18 protein-coding genes are annotated in these 18,011 nt (G+C 68.0%); 8 read left to right on the top strand and 10 right to left on the bottom strand.

Translation table 11 applies throughout. The features are described from left to right. Positions 1-283 precede the first annotated feature (283 nt). Complete coding sequence (locus IW248_RS04170) at positions 284-1,201, bottom strand: NADP-dependent oxidoreductase (RefSeq protein WP_196925732.1); 918 nt, start codon at positions 1,199-1,201, stop codon at positions 284-286. Between the two features lie 485 nt (positions 1,202-1,686). Here IW248_RS04170 and msrB point away from each other — a divergent pair, with 485 nt between their 5' ends. The 4 genes from msrB to IW248_RS04150 all read left to right on the top strand — a co-directional run bounded on the left by msrB (position 1,687) and on the right by IW248_RS04150 (position 4,209). Further along, positions 1,687-2,178 (top strand): peptide-methionine (R)-S-oxide reductase MsrB, encoded by a 492-nt coding sequence (msrB, locus tag IW248_RS04165; protein ID WP_196925731.1) that lies wholly within the window; start codon positions 1,687-1,689, stop codon positions 2,176-2,178. After that, on the top strand, positions 2,175-2,681 hold the full coding sequence (gene msrA, locus IW248_RS04160) for a peptide-methionine (S)-S-oxide reductase MsrA (protein WP_196925730.1): 507 nt from the start codon (positions 2,175-2,177) through the stop codon (positions 2,679-2,681). Before msrB ends, msrA begins: the two co-directional genes overlap by 4 nt. A 161-nt stretch (positions 2,682-2,842) precedes the next feature. Beyond that, positions 2,843-3,499 carry a TetR/AcrR family transcriptional regulator gene (locus IW248_RS04155; RefSeq protein ID WP_196925729.1) on the top strand — a complete coding sequence of 219 codons (657 nt, stop codon included), beginning with the start codon at positions 2,843-2,845 and terminating at the stop codon, positions 3,497-3,499. Between the two features lie 281 nt (positions 3,500-3,780). After that, positions 3,781-4,209, top strand: a complete 429-nt coding sequence (locus IW248_RS04150) for a carboxymuconolactone decarboxylase family protein (RefSeq protein ID WP_196925728.1) — start codon at positions 3,781-3,783, stop codon at positions 4,207-4,209. A 69-nt stretch (positions 4,210-4,278) separates the two neighbouring features. Here the strand turns inward: IW248_RS04150 and IW248_RS04145 are convergent, their stop codons facing one another. Then, positions 4,279-7,464, bottom strand: a complete 3,186-nt coding sequence (locus IW248_RS04145; protein WP_196925727.1) for a penicillin acylase family protein — start codon at positions 7,462-7,464, stop codon at positions 4,279-4,281. 290 nt (positions 7,465-7,754) lie between these two features. Between IW248_RS04145 and IW248_RS04140 the strand changes: the two genes are divergently transcribed. Then, positions 7,755-8,399: an alpha/beta fold hydrolase gene (locus IW248_RS04140; RefSeq protein ID WP_196925726.1), complete on the top strand. Its 645-nt coding sequence runs from the start codon at positions 7,755-7,757 to the stop codon at positions 8,397-8,399. A gap of 442 nt (positions 8,400-8,841) precedes the next feature. Here the strand turns inward: IW248_RS04140 and IW248_RS04135 are convergent, their stop codons facing one another. From IW248_RS04135 to IW248_RS04125, 3 genes are all read right to left on the bottom strand, one after another. Then, positions 8,842-9,810 carry an SdrD B-like domain-containing protein gene (locus IW248_RS04135; RefSeq protein WP_196925725.1) on the bottom strand — a complete coding sequence of 323 codons (969 nt, stop codon included), beginning with the start codon at positions 9,808-9,810 and terminating at the stop codon, positions 8,842-8,844. Between the two features lie 382 nt (positions 9,811-10,192). Beyond that, the gene (locus IW248_RS04130) at positions 10,193-11,044 is read right to left on the bottom strand and encodes a DUF4262 domain-containing protein (RefSeq protein ID WP_196925724.1); all 852 of its coding nucleotides are present in this window, start codon (positions 11,042-11,044) and stop codon (positions 10,193-10,195) included. 116 nt (positions 11,045-11,160) lie between these two features. Beyond that, positions 11,161-11,628, bottom strand: coding sequence for a hypothetical protein (locus IW248_RS04125; protein WP_196925723.1), 468 nt, complete (start codon positions 11,626-11,628; stop codon positions 11,161-11,163). 597 nt (positions 11,629-12,225) lie between these two features. On the opposite strand from IW248_RS04125, the gene IW248_RS04120 reads away from it, so the two are divergent. The 3 genes from IW248_RS04120 to IW248_RS04110 all read left to right on the top strand — a co-directional run bounded on the left by IW248_RS04120 (position 12,226) and on the right by IW248_RS04110 (position 13,850). Next, positions 12,226-12,666: a hypothetical protein gene (locus tag IW248_RS04120; RefSeq protein ID WP_196925722.1), complete on the top strand. Its 441-nt coding sequence runs from the start codon at positions 12,226-12,228 to the stop codon at positions 12,664-12,666. A 243-nt stretch (positions 12,667-12,909) separates the two neighbouring features. Continuing rightward, positions 12,910-13,182 (top strand): MarR family winged helix-turn-helix transcriptional regulator, encoded by a 273-nt coding sequence (locus IW248_RS04115; protein WP_196925721.1) that lies wholly within the window; start codon positions 12,910-12,912, stop codon positions 13,180-13,182. 173 nt (positions 13,183-13,355) lie between these two features. Continuing rightward, complete coding sequence (locus IW248_RS04110; RefSeq protein WP_196925720.1) at positions 13,356-13,850, top strand: LURP-one-related family protein; 495 nt, start codon at positions 13,356-13,358, stop codon at positions 13,848-13,850. 200 nt (positions 13,851-14,050) lie between these two features. Here the strand turns inward: IW248_RS04110 and IW248_RS04105 are convergent, their stop codons facing one another. From IW248_RS04105 to IW248_RS04085, 5 genes are all read right to left on the bottom strand, one after another. Then, entirely contained in the window at positions 14,051-14,974 is a 924-nt protein-coding gene (locus IW248_RS04105) for an NADP-dependent oxidoreductase (RefSeq protein ID WP_196925719.1), read from the bottom strand. Between the two features lie 106 nt (positions 14,975-15,080). Beyond that, positions 15,081-15,476, bottom strand: a complete 396-nt coding sequence (locus tag IW248_RS04100) for a MerR family transcriptional regulator (protein ID WP_196925718.1) — start codon at positions 15,474-15,476, stop codon at positions 15,081-15,083. Between the two features lie 97 nt (positions 15,477-15,573). Beyond that, on the bottom strand, positions 15,574-15,996 hold the full coding sequence (locus tag IW248_RS04095; RefSeq protein ID WP_231396171.1) for a Rossmann-fold NAD(P)-binding domain-containing protein: 423 nt from the start codon (positions 15,994-15,996) through the stop codon (positions 15,574-15,576). A 115-nt stretch (positions 15,997-16,111) separates the two neighbouring features. Then, positions 16,112-17,047: a fatty acid desaturase family protein gene (locus IW248_RS04090; protein WP_196925717.1), complete on the bottom strand. Its 936-nt coding sequence runs from the start codon at positions 17,045-17,047 to the stop codon at positions 16,112-16,114. Positions 17,048-17,079: 32 nt separating this feature from the next. Beyond that, entirely contained in the window at positions 17,080-17,991 is a 912-nt protein-coding gene (locus IW248_RS04085) for a pyridoxal-phosphate dependent enzyme (protein ID WP_196925716.1), read from the bottom strand. Positions 17,992-18,011 lie beyond the last annotated feature (20 nt).

The raw sequence follows: 18,011 nt of genomic DNA, 5'->3' as shown, positions 1-18,011 counted from the left end.
GCAGCCGGCGACCGTCGCCGCGACCCGCGCCGACCCGCGCCCGGCGTTGCTGATCGGCGGCGGATCCGGCGTGGCGCCCCTGATGTCGATGGCGCGTGCGACGTGTCCGTTCGCGGCGGCATTCGTCAGTGCTCATCTGGAGTTTGCCGACGTGCTGGACCCGGCGTTCCCTCGGTCGCACCCAACCGAGCGGGGGCATTGAACACGCCTCGTCGCTGCCGGCTTCCCCGGTGGCTGCGGTGATCCGCAAGGACAGCGGGGGCCGGTTGCTGCCCCCGAATCCTTACGAGCGAGCGCGGATGATCGTCTTTCCGGTGCTCCGCTCGGTCGGGTTGAGAGCGGCGACGGCGTCGTCGAGGCCCGCGACGTTGCCGATGTTCGTCCGCAGTCGCCCGTCCCGTACCCGTTGGACGATTTCACATAGTTGGCCGCGGTCAGACGTCACGACGAAATCGATGGTCAGGGCGTCCGCGGGCCGCACCTCGGGCGGCCCGACGACGGACACGAGGCTTCCTCCGGCTCGAATCAGGCCTGCCGACCGTTTCCCGATGTCGCCGCCGATGACGTCGAAAACCAGATCAGTTCCACCGACGTCTTCGAGGACGTCGTTCTCGAGGTCGACGAACTCCTGCGCACCGAATTCGAACGCCTTCTGCCGGTCGGCGGCGCGCCCGGTGCCGATGACATAGGCGCCGAACTCGCGTGCGAGCTGCGTCACCATCGAACCGACTGCACCGGCCGCGCCGTGCACGAGGACGCTCTGCCCCGCCCGAAGGCGGCCGTGCTCGAACAGTCCCTGCCAAGCGGTCAGACCAGAGATCGGCAGGCTCGCGCCCACCGTGAAGTCGACGTCGCCGGGCAGCGGTGCGAGGTTGCGCGCCTCGACAGCCACATACTCCGCCAGGGTGCCGTCGCGGGTCCAGTCCGTGAGGCCGAAGACCCGCTGCCCCACCGACAGTCCCGTCGTGCCATACCCGAGTGCGCTTACCACTCCGGCCAGCTCGTGCCCGGGTATCGACGGAGTCCGGTCACGGCCGAGGCGATCGGTCCAGGTCGAGGGCCATGCCATCTCGGTCGGGACGAACCCCGACGCATGAACCTGGACAACGACGTCGTTGATGGCCGGTTCCGGCTCAGGCCGCTCCACCAGCGTCATCCCGGCCGTTCCCGCAGCCTCGTCCGTCACCACGATCGCCTTCATCAAGTACCTCCCTGCATCCAGTCCTCGCCGCACTGCCACGAGGAGCACAACTCCGTTCCCAGCATTGGCGGCGCCAAGCCTCGGCGCCGTGCCACACCACGCTGACCGGTGGCGGCTGCGACGCGAGGATGAGGATGTCGCCGAGTGGCGGGGACGTCTGCGAACTCGAAACCGGCGGGCAGGTCGGGCAGCGCGTCGCTACCGGAGGCATCCCGTCGGACATCCGAACCTAGTTGCGGCAAAACTGGTCTGTCAAGTCCACTACTGGGCCAGGCGGTCACTGCCAGGATTAGCATAAATCCCAGTTCAGACCGGCAGAAGAGCCCTCGTTCGCCCCGGTCACAGACGTTGTCCTGGACTTCTAAGTCCATACAAGGCAGCGGCTGCGGGAATATGGCTGACCCGGGGATTGTCTGTACCTGCGTGTCCAGGTGCGCTCCGCCTGGCTCAGCAGCTTTGCGTCGCAAGGCCATGAAGGGAGAGCTGTGCACCAGCACACCCAGTACCGCAAGAACCCGGAAGCCGTTTCGCGGCTCAACCCGGAGCAGTACCGCGTGACCCAGCAGGACGGCACCGAGCGACCGTTCGCCAACGCCTACTGGGACAACCATGAGCCCGGCATCTACGTCGACGTCGTGTCCGGCGAGCCATTGTTCGCATCTGTCGACAAGTACGACAGCAACTCCGGCTGGCCGAGCTTCACCAAGCCGATCGCCAGGACGAACGTCGTCGAGCGCGAAGACTCCAGCCACGGAATGATCCGGACTGAGGCCCGCTCGTTGAACGGGAACAGCCACCTCGGCCACGTCTTCAACGACGGTCCCCCCGAGAAGGGCGGACTGCGCTACTGCATCAACTCGGCGTCGCTGCGGTTCATCCACCTCGACGACCTGGCGAACGCAGGGTACGGCGAATACCGCACCCTGTTCACGAGTGACACCAATACCAGCACGATGACAGGCAAGGAGACGATGTGAACACCGAAAAGGCGATTCTGGCCGGCGGCTGCTTCTGGGGCATGGAGGAGTTGTTCCGTCGTCAGCCCGGCGTCGTTTCCACGCGTGTCGGGTACAGCGGGGGCGACGTCCCGAACGCCACCTACCGCAACCACGGCACCCACGCGGAGTCCATCGAGGTCGTCTACGACACCGACCAGACCGACTTCCGGGCGCTGCTCGAGTTCTTCTTCCAGATCCACGACCCGTCGACGAAGAACCGCCAGGGTAACGACATCGGCATGAGCTACCGCTCGGCGATCTTCTACACCAGCGACGAGCAGAAGCGGGTCGCCGAGGACACGATCGCCGACGTCGACGCCTCGGGCCTGTGGCCTGGCAAGGTCGTCACCGAGGTCACCGCAGCAAGTGACTTCTGGGAGGCCGAGCCTGAGCACCAGAACTACCTGCAGACCTACCCCAACGGATACACCTGCCACTTCCCCCGCCCGGGGTGGAAGCTTCCGAAGCGGGCGACGGCCTGACACCACCGGCGCGCGGACCTGGGTCCGCGCGCCGGTCGGGGCCGATCGAACTGACAGCACGGACGTCCGTCGCTCACCATCACGTGAATGCGACGGGACAATAATGGACTTCAAGGTCCCATTTTCGCTAGATCATCTGATGCGCTGGATACACTTGACAGATGAGCGACGAGCAGGTGGCTGCGCCGACGAATAGGCGGAGGATCAGTCAACGGGGCATCGCGACCCGAGATCGAATCCTCGAGGCCGCGAACCGGCTGATGCTCGTGCGCGGAGTGAACGCGACGACCCTTGACGACATCCGCGAGGCAAGCCAGACGAGCAAGTCTCAGCTCTACCACCACTTCGCCGACAAGCAGGAACTCGTGCGCGCCTTGGTCAAATATCGAGGCGCGCTTGTGCTTCAGCGTGAGCGTGCAGGGCTCGAACGACTGCGATCATTCTCAGGGCTGGTCCGGTGGCGTAACGCGCTGGTCCAGGCCAACTCGCTGAACAACGGCAAATACGGGTGCGGCCTCGGGTCGATGGCTCTTGAGCTGTCCGATCAAGATGAGCAGGCTCGATCGTCGCTGTCGGAGACGTTTGCGGCATGGGAAAAGCTGATCAGTGACGGCCTGCACCGCATGCGGGACAGCGGTCTACTGCGCCAGGACGCCGATCCGGAGAAGTTGGCCACGGGGTTGATGGCCGCATTGCAGGGCGGCTACCTGCTGGCGAACGCCGCGCACGACGTCGCACCCATGGGAGTCGCGCTGGACATGGCACTGGAACACATCAAATCGTTCCTCGTGCAACCGTCCGCTGAGCCGACCCCTTAACTGGGGGCCAATTAGTGGTGCTGAGGCTGCTCACGGCGGGGTACGAGCAGCCCGGGGGTCGATGAGAGCGAGGTCGCGAGAGCGAGCCGCCCCGACCCCCCAGTTCTGGAGCGGCAGAGCCGCGCGCAGCGACTCGACACGAGGTCAGAGGACTTCTCCCGATGTTGGGGGCTGCGCACAAAGTGACGTCCCCACCACTGGTCTGTCGTTGTGACCTGCAGGAGGTCCCCTTGGATACCAGGATTCAGAACGTCCGACTGAACGTCACAAACGAACGACTCATGGCTCTGGCAAACGCCGGTGCCGCAGCTTTCGGCCATACCGCCACACTCCAGGTGGACCAGGCCCTGGCTCAGCTCCTGCGACTACGCGTCGCCCAGATCAACAATTGCAGCTACTGCCTTCTGGTGCACCACGCCGCCGCCCGCGTCGCCGACATCCCGCCGCCCAAGGTCGAGACCCTCAGCGCGTGGTGGGAGACGCACCTGTTCACCGAAGAGGAACAAGCCGCCCTGGCCTATGCCGAGGCGTTGACCCGGGCCGCCGACGTCACCGTCAACACGCGGCTCCAGGCGGCACACGACAGGATGGCTGCGCACTTCACGGAGGACGAGATCCTGGAGATCGTCGCTGTTGTCATCAACATGAACATTTGGACGCGACTCAAGCTCGCCGAGGGTGCCATGCCCACGGCGGCGCCTGCCGTGTGAGGTGCCACCCGGCGCTGCGCACGTCCGGAGGGGTCGGCGAGTGGTTCCCGCCGCCCCCTCCGGGTGAGATCACTGTCCGTACAGCTCGAACTCGTGGAGCGAGAACCCGTACGAGGTGGCCCGCTTGACCCCGTACACCCAAACGTAGCGGGCGGTGACCGGGGCGAAGGTGGCGTTGTCGACGCCGCCGTTGCCGGTGGTGGTGGCGAACACCGGCGCCCAGGAGGTGCCGTCGCCGGAGACCTCGATCCGGTACGAGGTGCCGTAGGCGGCCTCCCAGCGCAGCACCGCCCGGCTGACGCGGCGGGCCGCGCCGAGGTCGACCCGGAGCCACTGGTTGTCGTTGTAGCTGCTGGCCCACCGGCTGCCGAGGCTGCCGTCGACCGCCTTGGCCGGGGTGTGGCCGGTCAGGAACTGGGTGCTCGACGCGGTGGTCGGACGACCCTGCGCCAGGTTGGTGACATCGTCGCCCCGGCGCGCCGGGAATGACACGACCTGCTGGTAGGTGGGGCGGTTCTGCCAGGCGATCACCGGGTGGGTGATGCCGCCGAGCCCGGACTGGGCGATCGAGTCGGCACACCACTGATCACCGGCCCCGCAGGACTTGTCTCCGGGGTAGACAGTGGTGGTCGGCACCGCGGCGGCCTGGCCGAGCGTGTCGAGCAGGACCTGCCGGCACGCGCCGAGGTTGCCGTTGCCGCAGTACGCGCGACCCAGCCCACCGGCCACCGGGTCGCCGAGGACGGCGCGCAGGTCCTTGTCGACGTAGCCCCACCAGCCGTACTGGAACGACGAGCCCTTGTGCGCCTGCCCCTGCGACGCCCAGCTCGCGGCGCCGTCGCGTCCCCCGTTCTGGCCGCCCGACGGCGCCTCGTTCACCTCGATGGCGTCGACCAGCGCGGCGTAGAGGTCCGGCCCGAGGCCGGGACGGAACTGCGCCGAGGCCAGCAGCGGCCACCAGGCGTCGAAGATCCGGATGGCGTCGGCGTGCTGGTAGACCTTGGAGCCGGGGGACGTCTCCACCCGACGTGCTCCGGCCTGCTGCCAGGCGCGCAGCTTGCCGACCGCGTCGGCCAGCGCCGGATCCGTGACCGGCGTGCTGTCCAGCACCCGCAGCAGGTCACCGAGAACCTGCTGGCCGCGCAGGTCGGTTACCGCCGCATCCGCCATGATCGTGACGACGTCGGCGCGACCAAGCTTGCGCTGGGCGATCGCGGCGCGCACCGGGCCGTCGAGCAACTGAGCCCGGTGTACGGAGCCGAAGCTGAAGTTGCCGTCCGCGGCCCCGAAGTCCCGCGCCTGCTTGTTGTTCCAGCTGACGTAGTAGTCCTGATTGACCGACTGCGGATGCGCCGACGCCGGGGTGTAGGTGGCGTCGTTGGTGTCCGGGTTCCAGCCGGCCCACTCGTACGCCGGTTCGGCCTTGGTGGGCAGATTCGGGTCGGCGGTGGCCGGACGGACCGGATTCGAGCCGGAGTTGACGTACGCCGCCTCGGTCGAGTTGACGTAGAACCAGTTGAACGCGTACCCGACGTCGGCCGCGGACGCCTGGAAGGCCGCCGCGCTGCCCATCGCGGACGGGTCGTTGAATGCCTGGAAGCCGATCGCCGAGTCCGCCTCGTGCCGGTAGGTCGAGCGCAGTTTGGTGAACGCGGTCGGCTGCCCGTTCACCAGGCCCCGGTGGGCCACCAGCCCGTACTTCGTGCGCAACGCGCGCAACGTGTACGAGCCGGCCGGGGTGGAGTCGGCAAGCGTCGGGGACCAGGAGTTGCGCTGCTCCAGCGCCTCCATGGCGAGGCACTGCCCGTGGTAGAGGTAGCGGTTGGTGCGCAGCGTCGGGGCACTGCCGTCGGTGGTGCACAGCGGCACCGCGTACGTGTCGGTGAGGTCCTGTGCGGCGGAGGTCGCGCTCCACGCGTAGTCCTGACCTCGGCCGAGCAGCACGTAGAGGTTGAGCCCGGCGAACGCGGCACCGCGAGCGCTGATGCCCGGCCCCTGCAACTCCTGGAGCATCAGCAACTGCGGCGCGAAGTAGCCGGTCTGCGGCCCGAACACGGCCACCGGGTTGCCGGTGGTGGTGTGCCGGCCGGAGACCACTACCGCGTTGGACATGCCGTGGGCGCGCAGGTTGGTCAGGCCGCCGAGCAGTTCCTTGGTGGCGGTACTGGCGCCGGCGCGGGTGGCGGCCCCGCCGGTGGCGTCGTAGGCGAGGGGCTCGGCGACCACCGAGCCGGCGTCGGGGAGCACCGCGCTGGTCGCGCCGGGCGGCGTCCCCCCGTACGGGAAGCTCTGCCCGTCGTGCAGGGTGAGGACGGTCTCCGGGTCGTTCTGGGAGCGGAACGCCGCCCACACGCGGTCGCCCTCGGTGGCGCCGTACTTGGCGCGGGCGGCCACCCGGACCAGGGCGGACTGGATCTCGCTGCCGCCGCCCCCGCCGAAGAGCCCGCCGATCACGCCGGCGGTGGCGATCAGGTCGGTCATGGTGAAGTGTTTCGGCTTACCGGCGCCGGCGAGAACGTACTCACCCGGGTAGTTGTCCTCGGCGATCGACCTGTCGATGTAGGCGTTGATCCCGGCGATGTAGTCGACCACGTCGGTGTAGAGCTGCTGGCCCCGGACGCCCTTGGTGCGCAGCGCGTCCACCTGGGCCTGGAGGTCCGCCTCGGTGTACGGCGAGTTGGCCCAGACGCTCTGCTCCAGCTCCCGGTTGCCGGGGGCGCCGCCGGCGAACGAGGTGACGTTGCCGCGGCCGACGTGCCGCAGCAGGTCCATCACCCAGAGCCGGTCCTGGGCCCCGGCGTAGCCGGCGCCGAACATGGTGCCGGCGCGGGTGGTGCCGGTGACGTGCGGGACGCCGGTGGCCTTGTCACGCACGATCGTGACGTCCGCGCGCGGCGAGACGGTGCTCTCGACCTGCGCGGCCGGGACGCCGAACGAGGCGTCGTTGTAGAAGTGGGCGATCTGCTCGTCGGTCAGCCCGGCGTAGTTGTAGACCAGGTTCGCGTACTCGTCGAGCTGGTCGCTGGAGTGCGCCGGGCGGGTGCCGAGCGCCTGGTGCGCCAGGATCGCGACAAGCGTGGCGTTGCCGTTCTGCCCGGGGGGCAGGATGTCGGCGCACTGGCCGAGGCAGTAGTCGTTGGTGGCGAACGTGCTGGCGGCCAGCGCGGGTGACGGCGGGGTCACCGTCAGGACGCTCGCGGTCAGGACGGCGGCGGTGAACGCCGCGAGCCGGTTACGGAGAGCGGGACGGGGCATGGCGATCCTCCGGGGACGCGGAGTCGGGCGTTCGGTACGCCCGGCTTCCGGTGCCGATGTCTCGCCCTCCGTGCCCGGACGTTCCACCCGGAGGTGAGAGTGACTCGCATCTATCTCCGGGCAATGATCGACGCAGGATCCCCCTCGGGGATACCCGTCGTTCACCACGCGCCAATGCCGACGTTTCGCCGTGAAGGCTCCTATCGCTGCCGTGCTGCTCCCGTACCTGACCCTGGCTCCTCCGATACCGCGAGCGGTGGCTGTCGTACCGGTGTGTGAGGCTTCGGGGTATGGCGACTTTCGTTCTGATCCACGGCGGCGGGGGCAGCGCCTGGGACTGGCATCTCCTCGTCCCCGAGCTGATCAGCCGCGGCCACGACGTGGTAGTACCGGAGCTGCCGATCGAGGACAGCTCCGCGGGGTTCGCCGAGTTCTGCCAGACGGTCCTCGACGCGATCGGCGACCGGAGCGACCTCGTGGTCGTCGGGCACTCGTACGGTGCGTTCACCGCGCCGCTCATTGCCGACAAGCGGCCGGTGCGGCTGCTCGTCCTGCTCACACCGATGGTCCCCAAGCCCGGTGAGAGACCCGGTGACTGGTGGGCCAACACCGGCTACCACGGCACGGAAGGGCTCAGCGAGGAGCAGCAGTTCTACAACGGCGTGCCGGCCGACATCGTCGCGGAGGCAGCGGCACACAACCGGGACCAGGTCAGCACGGAAGGGAACGATCCGTGGCCCCTGGACGCCTGGCCAGACGTGCCGACGACGGTGCTCATCGCCCGCGAGGACCAGTTCTTCCCGGCAGACTTCCAGCGCCGGGTAGCCGCCGACCGACTCGGCACCGCCCCCGACGAGACAGACGGCGGACACTCGGTGGCGCTCAGCCACCCGAAGCAACTCGCCGACCGGCTGACCGCCTACCTGCTCCCCTGAAGGCATGCCTCCGGAGGTGCTCTCGGTGGGTTGACTGCTGGGTGTCGGCCCGCAGTCCGTCCGCGTTGCGGTTCGTCACTGCTTGCGGCCCGATCGCACGTCACCGGCACCCAGAATGTCCGGACGCACTCACAACGACAGATCCGCACCGCGAGCCGCGAGCGGTCGGGTATACCTGCGTAGCGCGCGGATCGCGGCATGAGCGTAAACCTGATCAACGCGTACAGACCCCACAGGAAGATCCCGAGGCCGGGGGTGTTCGAGTGGCCGACGACGGCCATGAACGTGAACACCAGAGGAGCGCGCGTTGAGGACGTTGCCGCGGCCGGAGTCGCGGCGCCGAGGCTCCAGCGGGGTGCTGGGGCCTCGGCGCCCTTCGCCTTGCACGACTAGGGGGCGCTGCAGCCTGCGGGTGTTCGGCCGCTGGGGCGACCTTGGTCGATCAGGCCCGCAGGTGTAGGCGGCGGCGCCGTGCGACGAGCACCAGCGCGAGGCCGACCGCGACGGCGGCGGTAGCCGCGCCGACGAGCAGCATGGTGTTGTCGCCGGTGACCGGCAGGCCCGGGCCGGCGCTCGCTGACGCTGACGGCAACGCCGACGCTGATGCCGACGGCGACGCTGATGCCGACGGCGACGCTGATGGCGAGGTGCTCGGCGAGCTCACGGCGACCTTCTTCGCCGGCACGAAGATCTGCGGCTCGTCGCTGTCGTCGACGCGGACCTGCGCCAGCGTGTGGTTCTCCTCGCCGTTCTCGCCGGCCAGGATCTTCCAGCCCGCCGGTGCGGTGAAGGTCAGCAGGACGTCGCCGACGGGGAGGCGGGCGAAACGGAACAGGCCCTTGGCGTCCGTGATGGCCTCGGCGTACTTCGTCTTGCCGTCGGCACTGGTGGCGACGACCTTGACACCCGGGACGCCAGGTGTCCGGGGTGTCCACTCGGCGCCAGAGGACTCACCCTGGAAGACGTAGCCGCCGAGATCGTCGAAGGCGCCCCCCACCAGCAGCCGCACGCTGGTGACGTTGTCGGCGTCGTTGGCCTCACCGTTGTCGGCGGCAAGCGAGAAGGCGACGAATCCGTAGCCGGCCTGCCACGCCATGCGGTTGGTCTTGCCGGTGAGCTGAACGGTCTTGGTGGCGCCGGCGGCAAGATCGAAGCCGGTCGACAGCACACCGTAGGCGACATCCTCGACGCCCTCGCTGTCCCCGCCGGTGTAGTGCACGCGCTTAGCGTCGACGGAGCTCTTGTTCTTCACCGTGACCGTGATGGTGAAGGTCTCGCCCTCGGCGTAGTTGGCCTTGTCGGCGGCGGAGCTCACCGCGATATCCGGCTTGGGGTCGGCGGCCAGGGCGCCCGTTGCCGGGAGGACGGCCACGACCATGCCCACGAGGGCAGCGGCGGCAAGTTTGCGCATGGAGGTCTCCGTAATGGGGAGTGGGAATCAGCGCGATGCTAGCGGCTGGGCGGGTCGCTCCGCTGTCCCAAGATCGAGACCGTGATCGGAGAGATATCCGTTCACGGTTGCTTGATGATCGAGCGAACGCTCATCGGCACATCCGGACGGCACTCAGGCCAGCTCGGCGGGACACTGCGTAGCGCGCGCCTCGCGGCAGAAGCGTGCAGCGGTGAGCGTTCCAGACAATGTGGCAGCGTCAGATCGAATGCCGCGTCCCCTCCTTACAGACCGGCGAGCAGTTGCTCCGACTCCGTCGGTTGCGGGAAGCTCGACCTGGAACCAGGCGTTCATTGGTCACGTCCTCGCTGCTGGACCCGGTCCCGCAGTGGGACTGGCAGGCTTACTGCGGCTCGACGGTCCAGCGTAGCCAGCTGCCGTCCCGCTGCCGCCAAGCGCGCCAACCCGCCGGCAGGTCCAGCAACTGGCCGACGTCGTGGTGGGCGACGAGGTGGACCAGATGCGCGGTGGTCACGTCCGGCTGTTCCATCGCGTCTCCGTCGAGGAACTGCCAGCTCCCGTCGTGATCGTGGACCACACGGTTGACCGGGCGGCCTCCGTCCATGATGCGCTTGAGCGTGAACACGACCTGGCAAGGATCAAGATTCGGGTACATCCATGGCGGCGTCGGTTCGGTCCACATACTGCGCGGGTGCTCGTCCATCGGCAGCCACAGCGACGGCTGGATCTCATGCGCGCCGTCTTCGAACTCGGGGCCACCCGGGTAGCGGTCGGCCTTGTCCGACCACAGCAGTTGCACGACCGGAAACGGCGGACGCTGATAACAATCGATGGCCGCGCCGAACAGTTGTCCGTACCAACTGCCGTGCACCGGAGCGAGCGCGAGCTCGTGCCCGTCGATGACGCCTGTCAGCCTGCGGCCGGGAGTCAGCGGCTGCCCGTCGCGGATCAGGCGGCCTACCGTGTTGACGATCTCCATGGCCCGCTGCTGCGGGATGCCGAGCACGCACACCTCGACGCTGCCGTAGCTGTGCCACAGACCAATCGAGTAGGCCCAGTCGGGCGTAGTCAAGCCAAGGACGCCGGTGACGCCCCAACCGTACTCGCGAACCAGCCGGGCATTGCGGCGCTCGCGCTCCGGCCAGGACTTCTCTGCCCGCCGCCATCGAACCCGCGGCGTGCCGTCGCCCTCGCAGAGGAGGCAATGACACTCGCGGTCGGGCGCGTCGGGCATCCGCGGATGCATACAAGGCGACCACACGGTCGGCGGCAGATGCGTGCACCCGATCTTGGTGGCGTTCGGCTTGGCACACGTCTTTTAGTAACAGGCGCTGGCCATGGGCCCGGCCATCAGTAATGAGCGAGTATCTGGGCGACAGGATGACCGAGAAGTGCGGTCACGTCGGCGAGTTCCTCGGCGTCGAGTTCGTATTTGGCGCGAGTCGGGTTCATGGCGCTCACCTCGAACCGGGCGAACCCGACCGGCCAGTCGTAGCGTAGCGAATCCAGGGAAACGACCGCGCCGCAGCAGGGCACCGAGACGTCCATGCTGTCGAAGCTTTCGCCGTTCTCTTCGATCAGATCGTTGAGCCACTCCACGTCGAGGTCCCCGTTGCAGTTCGAGCAAGAGATTCGGGTGGTGTTCTCGCCGGCATCGATCAGGGTGACCCGGTCGTAGAACTCATACTCGACCTCCTCGACGTCGTCCTCGGGGCCGGAGAAGAGCCGAGCTACGTAGGCTGTTGCTGCGGCGGCGCCCTCGGGCGTGGGCTGCCACCCCCGGTCGGTCGGGATCAAACGGATGTACCCATCGCTCACGGTACCCAGCATGCCCCTGCACCAACGAAGGAAGACCCGCAGGTCGGACTCGGTATGCACGCGAGCCTGCCCACGGTAGCGGCCCAAGAAGGCGGACACCGCGGCGCGCACGACAAGTTGATCGGCAGGTATGACACTGGAAGCCGAAGCAGGAGAGGTAGCCATACATCACCGTGCGTCACCACCAACGATGAACGCCAGCCCTCCCGGAGCGGCAGATCCGGATACGTCTGAGCGGCGCGCGAAGAAGCGGCCACGGCGGCCGTCCATCGCGGCGAGCGGCCCCACCGACTCGGGACGGCGCTGACGCCGCACTCTCACGGCCGGCTTGGGCATCGGTGCTGATTGGGGCAAGCAACCTGCCTCGACCGGACATCCAGTTAATCCAACCTCGTCTCAGTACCCGGCTGGACCGGGCCCGCCCTCGGCGGGAGGATGACGCTTCATGCCGCGGCGGTCATGCGCGTGTGCATGTCGACCTGATCGAGCGGACGGTCGGGTCCCGAGCGGGGAGGGCGAACGGTGGGTATCGCGTGGCGTGATTCGCCGGAGGAACTGGCCGGACTACTACGCCGACACGGTCTGACTCCGGACCGGGTGGACAACGTCGAGGCCGCGTGGAAGGCGTTCCGCGAGTTTCTTGCCCAGCCGGTCGATGGCCTAGAGCCAGGACCGGACAGCGACGCCGACGGCTTCATTGTTCAGTGGGGCCGGCACAGCTGGCACGACCAGCTCCCAAGCCTGAGCTTCACCCGACAGTTCGCCGTCAACGTGCGGGACACCTGGACCGAGACCGACTGGTACCAGCCAGAATACTGGCAGGTGAGCCTGGATCTGGTATTCCCCGACGCGCCCGCGCTCGCCGATCTCGACCAACTCAGTGTCGGAAACACCGGGTTCGACTTCAGTCCACCCGGCCCCGACCGCGACCACGCGATCGGTGAAGCGGAGTGGGAACTACAGCACTACCCCACTCTGCAAGCACTGTGGGCGAGCACCCCCCAGCGCAGCACGGTCACGCTGGACCGTGCAGACTGATCACCCGAGCGCGACTGCCGCACCTGGAAACGGACACCGGTGATCACCTCCGGCGCCACGTGCGGCGCTGACCACACTCGGCACCGGCACTGACGACGATCCGGCGCAGTCGCCGCATGTGGTCCAACATGTACCTCAATTCGGCTACTTAGAGCGGACGTCGGTCAGCCGCGCCGATGTTGCGGTAGTAGCAGGTTGACTATGCCGATAGCTAGGCCGATCCCGGCAGCCAGCGTCACGCTCATGACCCGCAAGCTCGGAGCCTCCGGGCACGTCCGCCGCGAACCCGGCCCCTTCGACAAGCGCGCCAGCATCGTGGAACTCACCGAGAGCGGGAGGGCACTCGCCGACCAGGTCAAGCTGCTGTGGCACGCCCTGGCAGAGGAAACCGTGACCGGCCTGCCCGCTCAGACCGTGGCCGAACTACCCGCGATCCTCAACGCCATGACCGGCAACGTCGACCACCAGGCGCCCCACCACCCACACAGCCGCCGGCACGATCTAGCTGCTCGATAGCACCCACGATGATCAGCTACGAAATGACGCTCGGACAGCGGACAGGATGTTGCGGATGACCTGATCGTCGTCGTAGAGGGTGGAGTGTGCGAGCCCCTTTGGGTCAGCCGGCGAGGACCGGGTCCAGAGCGGCCGGCCGGGCGCTCCCACGCACGGTGAGGGAGAATCGAAGCATGTTTGTCATCAGGGAGCGGTTCTTCTCGATCGGCGACGACTTCGACGTGCTCGACGAGCACGGCACCAAGGTTTTCCACGTCGATGGCAAGGTGTTCAGCGTTCGCAACAAGGTCGTCATCGAGGACGCTTCCGGGCATGAGGTCGCCACTCTGCACCGGCACCTGGTGGCGCTGCGTCCCACCTACGAGGTCCGGATCGGCGGCGAGAAGGCCGCAGAGGTCCGCAAGAAGCTCCTCACGCCGTTCCGGGAGAAGTTCACCATCGATGTGCCGGGGTCCGACGACCTGGAGATGAAGGGTGACCTGCTCGACCACGAGTACGTGATCGAGCGCGACGGGGTCGAGGTGGCCGCGGTCTCCAAACGGTGGCTGACGATCCGGGACACCTACGCGGTGCAGGTCACCGCCGACGTCGACCCGCTGCTCATCATCGGCAGCGTCCTCGCGCTCGACCTGGCCATGGACCGCGACAAGAAGGACGACCAGGACTGACCCCCTGCGAGGCAGGCGCGCTGCTCAGGGTGGGCTCGTCGCCGGGATGGTCAACACGATCGTCGGCGGTGGGTCGCTGACCACTGCGCCGGCGTTGTCGGCGACCGTCCCCAACGGACAACGGCCGGAGTCTGACCAACTGCCGTTTCAGTAAATGGCTGAGGCCATCTGGTCTCCGGCGTCGGTCGGCCACGCACTTGTCATGCCACCTTGATGACAACCTTGCCCGAAGTGTGACCGTTCTCGACGGTGGCGAGGGCGGCCGGAGCGTCGGACAGTGGATGGACCGCAGTGATCACGGGTGTGAGGACTCCGTCGAGGGCCAGCCGGGCGGACCGCTCCAGGTTCTCGCGGTCGAGGCGACGCTCGACGGAGCGCCCACCTATCTCGGTCACAGACATGTCACCAACGGAGATGACGTTGCGGGGATCCTTGGCCAGTGGAGCGACCGTCCGCAGCGAGATGCCTCCGACCAGGTCGACGATCCCGTCGAAGCCGTCCGGTACCAGCTCGCGTGCCGTGGCGACGACGTCCCCGGCTGTGTAGTCGACGAACCGCACCCCGATGGCCTCGGCGGCCTCGCGCTTGGTGGTACTCCCGATGCCGATCACCCGCAACTCGCGCTCGACGGCCAGCCGGGCGACGAGGAGGCCGACCCCGCCCCCGACCCCGTTGACCAGGACCGTGGCACCGGCCGGGAGACCGAGTTGGTCGAGCACGTCCACCGCGGTCGTCCCAGCCACTGGCAGCGTTGCCGCCACGGCCGCGGACAGGCCCACCGGGACGCGCGCGGTGTTCGGTGCGGACAGCACCGTCGTCTCGGCATAGGTGCCGCCACCGGTGAGTGCGAAGCCGAAGACCGCGTCACCCACCTCGAGTCCGTCGACGCCCTCGCCCAGGGCGAGAACGGTTCCCGCTGCCTCCATGCCCAGCACAAGCGGAAACGGACGCCCGCCGTCGAGCCCGGGGACCAGACCCAGGCGCAGAAGGTAGTCGAGAGGATTCACGCCTGCGACGTCGACTCGGATCAGCACCTCGCCGCGACCGGGGACTGGATCAGGACGATCGAAGAGCTCCTGCACCTCGGGCCCGCCATACCTGCTGAAACCCCACGCCTGTCCCATCCTCTGTCGCCTCCCGTGTGACCGACCCGGTGGTTCCGGGCTCTGCAGCCATCCTCACCTCTCACACCGATGTGAGGGGCAACTGCCTGAGGCGCGGGTCACAGCATCAAGTCGACCGCGTCACCGGTTCCGGGGCCGTGGACAGCTCCGCCGAGTGCTGGCGGTTGATCCTGATCAGCACGTCGAGCGCATCCCGGGCCTCGATCAGGTGCGCGATGTCGGCGTCGATCCGGTCACGCTCGCGCGTCATCGTCACGAACGCCGACTCTATGACGGCCGGGTCGCTCGGGGTCTCCACACACGGCAGCACAGTCGCGATCACCCGGCTGGACATACCCGCGTCGAACAGCTGCTGGATCAGCGACACCCGCTGGACCTCGGCATCGGAATAGTGGCGCTGCCCGGCGTCGGAGCGTGAACTGGTCAGCAGGCCCTGCTCCTCGTAGTACCGCAGGGAGCGCGGACTCACGCCCGTGCGCTTGGACAGCTCGCCGATCCACATCCCGAAAAGCCTACGCCCGCATGTCCCAAGGCTCAGACCAACGGAACTTTGGCTTTGGCGCGTAGCCGCTAGCCTCGGCGACGCCGTGACGCCAGGTCTACGGCTGCGGTCTGCCACCGCGATGACCGAATGTGAATCCCGCGTCAGAGAGCCGACCCGGGGTGACCCGCCGGCTCTTCAGCAGCAGTTCGGTGTCCGAGCGCATCGCGAACGCGCCGACCTCAGCCATCGCTCTGGTGGCCGGCAGGCCCGCGACCGGTCCGCCGAGTCCGAGCCGCGCCGGCCAGCTCAGCACGTCGAACACGCCGCCGGGGTCGGGGCTCATCACCATGGCCGACCATAGCGCCACCTTGCGGGTATCTGGAGTGGCCGCCTGCTCCTGCGCAAGTTCCCAATTCTGAGCGATCTTGACGCTGTACGCCCAGTACCCGGGCACACCGCGCTCTCCACCGCCGATCAGACCGCCGTACTCATCGTTGGCCGCGTCAAAGCGGTGCGCATAGATCGTCGCGGTGCTCATCTGCATCCACACCTTGGGTGGCCGGGCCGCCTCGCCGATGACTTCGCCGACAACCCGCGGCGACCCCACACGTGAGCCCATCATGGCTTCGAGGTTCTCCGCGGTGTACCGGCAGCTACTTCGGGGCGCGCAGCGCCTGCCATAACGTGCGGTAGAAGTCGATGTACGTCCGCTCGACGTGTCTGGCGAGCCGCCTCGTTTCCTCGTGCCGGGCGGGGAGTTGGTTGATGGGCACACTCATCGCGGCGTGATGCTCGATGTGCAGGTTGTTGCCGTTGGTGTACCAGGTACTCAACCAGCTACCACGGATCGAACGGGTGTTGTGGAGCACGTCTGTGGTCTCGGTGTCGCACAGAATGTGCTCGGGCAGCTCCACGAGAAAGTGCATCGGCACGGCGGCGACGACCGGCAGCACCCAGAGCAGCAACACGTACTCACCGAGACCGGCGAAGGTCAGACCGGTGGCGGTGAGAACTGCGGCGCCCTGAACCAGGTGCTCCTGCACGACGTGACGCCGCATTTTCGGGCTGATGTCACCGAACTCGTAGTTCCACCGACCGGCCGCGCTGCGGACGACGTCCCGTAGCACGACCAGGACGCGGTAGTAGTCGAACGATCCTCGCAGCAGCGTGGCGAGCGTCAGCGATTGGCGCGTGTCGAATCCGAAGAACTCGGTGTCGTGCGGGGTGCCCAGAAAGCGGTGGTGCTGCAGGTGCCGTACCCGGTAGTGGCTGTAGACGACGAACAGTGGGAGGCCGAGTGGCACCCCGACCAGGCGGTGAGGCCAGGCCCTGCGAAACGCGGAGTGGTGCAGTACCTGGTGTTGGAGCTCGACCGCGTGGGTGTACATGGCGGCCAGCAGCAGTACGCCCGCGACGACCGCGACCGGCTCCGGACGCAGGGCGAGGGTGACCCCGGCCGCAGTGATCAGGGCCAGGACACCGAGCTTGCCGAGGAAGACGCGCTCGTCGGCTCCGGTGGTACGGGCGCGGGCGAACAGCAGGGTGGGCGCGGGGGTAGGGATGGACGCGGGCGCGGCGGTGAGCGTCATGGTTGTTTCCTCGGAGGCGGGTGTGGGTGGGGTCAGCGGCCGCTGAGCAGGACGACGTGGGTTCCGGTCAATTCGGTGCTACGGGCGTAAGCGAGTAGCCCGGCCAGGGCGACGGAGCCGGCGGCGGTGGGTTGGGCTCCGTACTCGGCGAGCAGGTGCCGCGCGGTGAGCAGTTCGTCGTCGGTGGCCGCGTGCACGGCACCGCCGCTGGCCCTGATCGCGTCGATGGCCTCGGGGCCCTGCAGTGCGTGCCAGTTGACAAGCGGCTGGTTGTGGTCGGTGGTGGTGACGCCGTCCGGGTGGAGCATCCGGTACGGTCCTGGCCAGCTCGTCACCAGCGGGTTGTTGCCGGCCGAGCCGACGCCGTGCAGCGGCACGTCCCACCCGAGCTGACCCAGCGCCCTGTGTACGGCGATGACTGTGGTGCCGTTGCCGACCGGGATCCACAGCGCCGCCGGCGGTTCGTCCAGCTCGGCGTGCAGGGCGTGGGCGACGGTGCCGTGGCCGGTGAACACCGCCTCGACGTAGGGTCCGTCGACGTTGCCGTCGATCGCGCCGTCGAGGGTGGCCAGTCGCCTGGACTCGTCGACCGCGTCCTCATAGCTGCCGTCGATCAGGTGCACGTCCGCGCCGGCCGAGCGCATGAAGGCACCGCCGTCGCTCCAGCCGGTGGGCAGCACGACGGTGCAGGGCATGCCGATGGCGCCGCAGGCCATGGCCATCGCGCGTCCGTAGTTACCGCAGGTGGCGATGACGATGCGCCGTCGACCTTCGGCGATCGCCCGGGCGACGACCTGGCGCGCGGCCGGTTCCTTGTGGCTTCCGGACGCGTACCGGGTCTCGTCCTTGACGAGGATCCGGGCACCGGGTACGAGGTCCCGCGCGTCGATCAGGGGGGTCCCGTACGCGTCGATGGGGTGCTCGAGGTGGGTGTCGACGGACATGTGATGGCCTTTCGCGATGG

The sequence above is a fragment of the Micromonospora ureilytica genome, from assembly GCF_015751765.1.
GTDB lineage: Bacteria > Actinomycetota > Actinomycetes > Mycobacteriales > Micromonosporaceae > Micromonospora > Micromonospora ureilytica.
Note: the sequence above shows the minus strand (reverse complement) of the source record. Positions and strands in the feature narration are given on the sequence as shown.

What these genes read in the sequence shown, in the direction of transcription:
- IW248_RS04170 (WP_196925732.1), bottom strand. Translation starts at nt 1,201, where the DNA reads ATGAAGGCGATCGTGGTGACGGACGAGGCTGCGGGAACGGCCGGGATG.
- IW248_RS04155 (WP_196925729.1), top strand. Translation starts at nt 2,843, where the DNA reads ATGAGCGACGAGCAGGTGGCTGCGCCGACGAATAGGCGGAGGATCAGT.
- IW248_RS04150 (WP_196925728.1), top strand. Translation starts at nt 3,781, where the DNA reads ATGGCTCTGGCAAACGCCGGTGCCGCAGCTTTCGGCCATACCGCCACA.
- IW248_RS04145 (WP_196925727.1), bottom strand. Translation starts at nt 7,464, where the DNA reads ATGCCCCGTCCCGCTCTCCGTAACCGGCTCGCGGCGTTCACCGCCGCC.
- IW248_RS04140 (WP_196925726.1), top strand. Translation starts at nt 7,755, where the DNA reads ATGGCGACTTTCGTTCTGATCCACGGCGGCGGGGGCAGCGCCTGGGAC.
- IW248_RS04135 (WP_196925725.1), bottom strand. Translation starts at nt 9,810, where the DNA reads ATGCGCAAACTTGCCGCCGCTGCCCTCGTGGGCATGGTCGTGGCCGTC.
- IW248_RS04130 (WP_196925724.1), bottom strand. Translation starts at nt 11,044, where the DNA reads ATGCCCGACGCGCCCGACCGCGAGTGTCATTGCCTCCTCTGCGAGGGC.
- IW248_RS04115 (WP_196925721.1), top strand. Translation starts at nt 12,910, where the DNA reads ATGACCCGCAAGCTCGGAGCCTCCGGGCACGTCCGCCGCGAACCCGGC.
- IW248_RS04110 (WP_196925720.1), top strand. Translation starts at nt 13,356, where the DNA reads ATGTTTGTCATCAGGGAGCGGTTCTTCTCGATCGGCGACGACTTCGAC.
- IW248_RS04105 (WP_196925719.1), bottom strand. Translation starts at nt 14,974, where the DNA reads ATGGGACAGGCGTGGGGTTTCAGCAGGTATGGCGGGCCCGAGGTGCAG.
- IW248_RS04100 (WP_196925718.1), bottom strand. Translation starts at nt 15,476, where the DNA reads ATGTGGATCGGCGAGCTGTCCAAGCGCACGGGCGTGAGTCCGCGCTCC.
- IW248_RS04095 (WP_231396171.1), bottom strand. Translation starts at nt 15,996, where the DNA reads ATGAGCACCGCGACGATCTATGCGCACCGCTTTGACGCGGCCAACGAT.
- IW248_RS04090 (WP_196925717.1), bottom strand. Translation starts at nt 17,047, where the DNA reads ATGACGCTCACCGCCGCGCCCGCGTCCATCCCTACCCCCGCGCCCACC.
- IW248_RS04085 (WP_196925716.1), bottom strand. Translation starts at nt 17,991, where the DNA reads ATGTCCGTCGACACCCACCTCGAGCACCCCATCGACGCGTACGGGACC.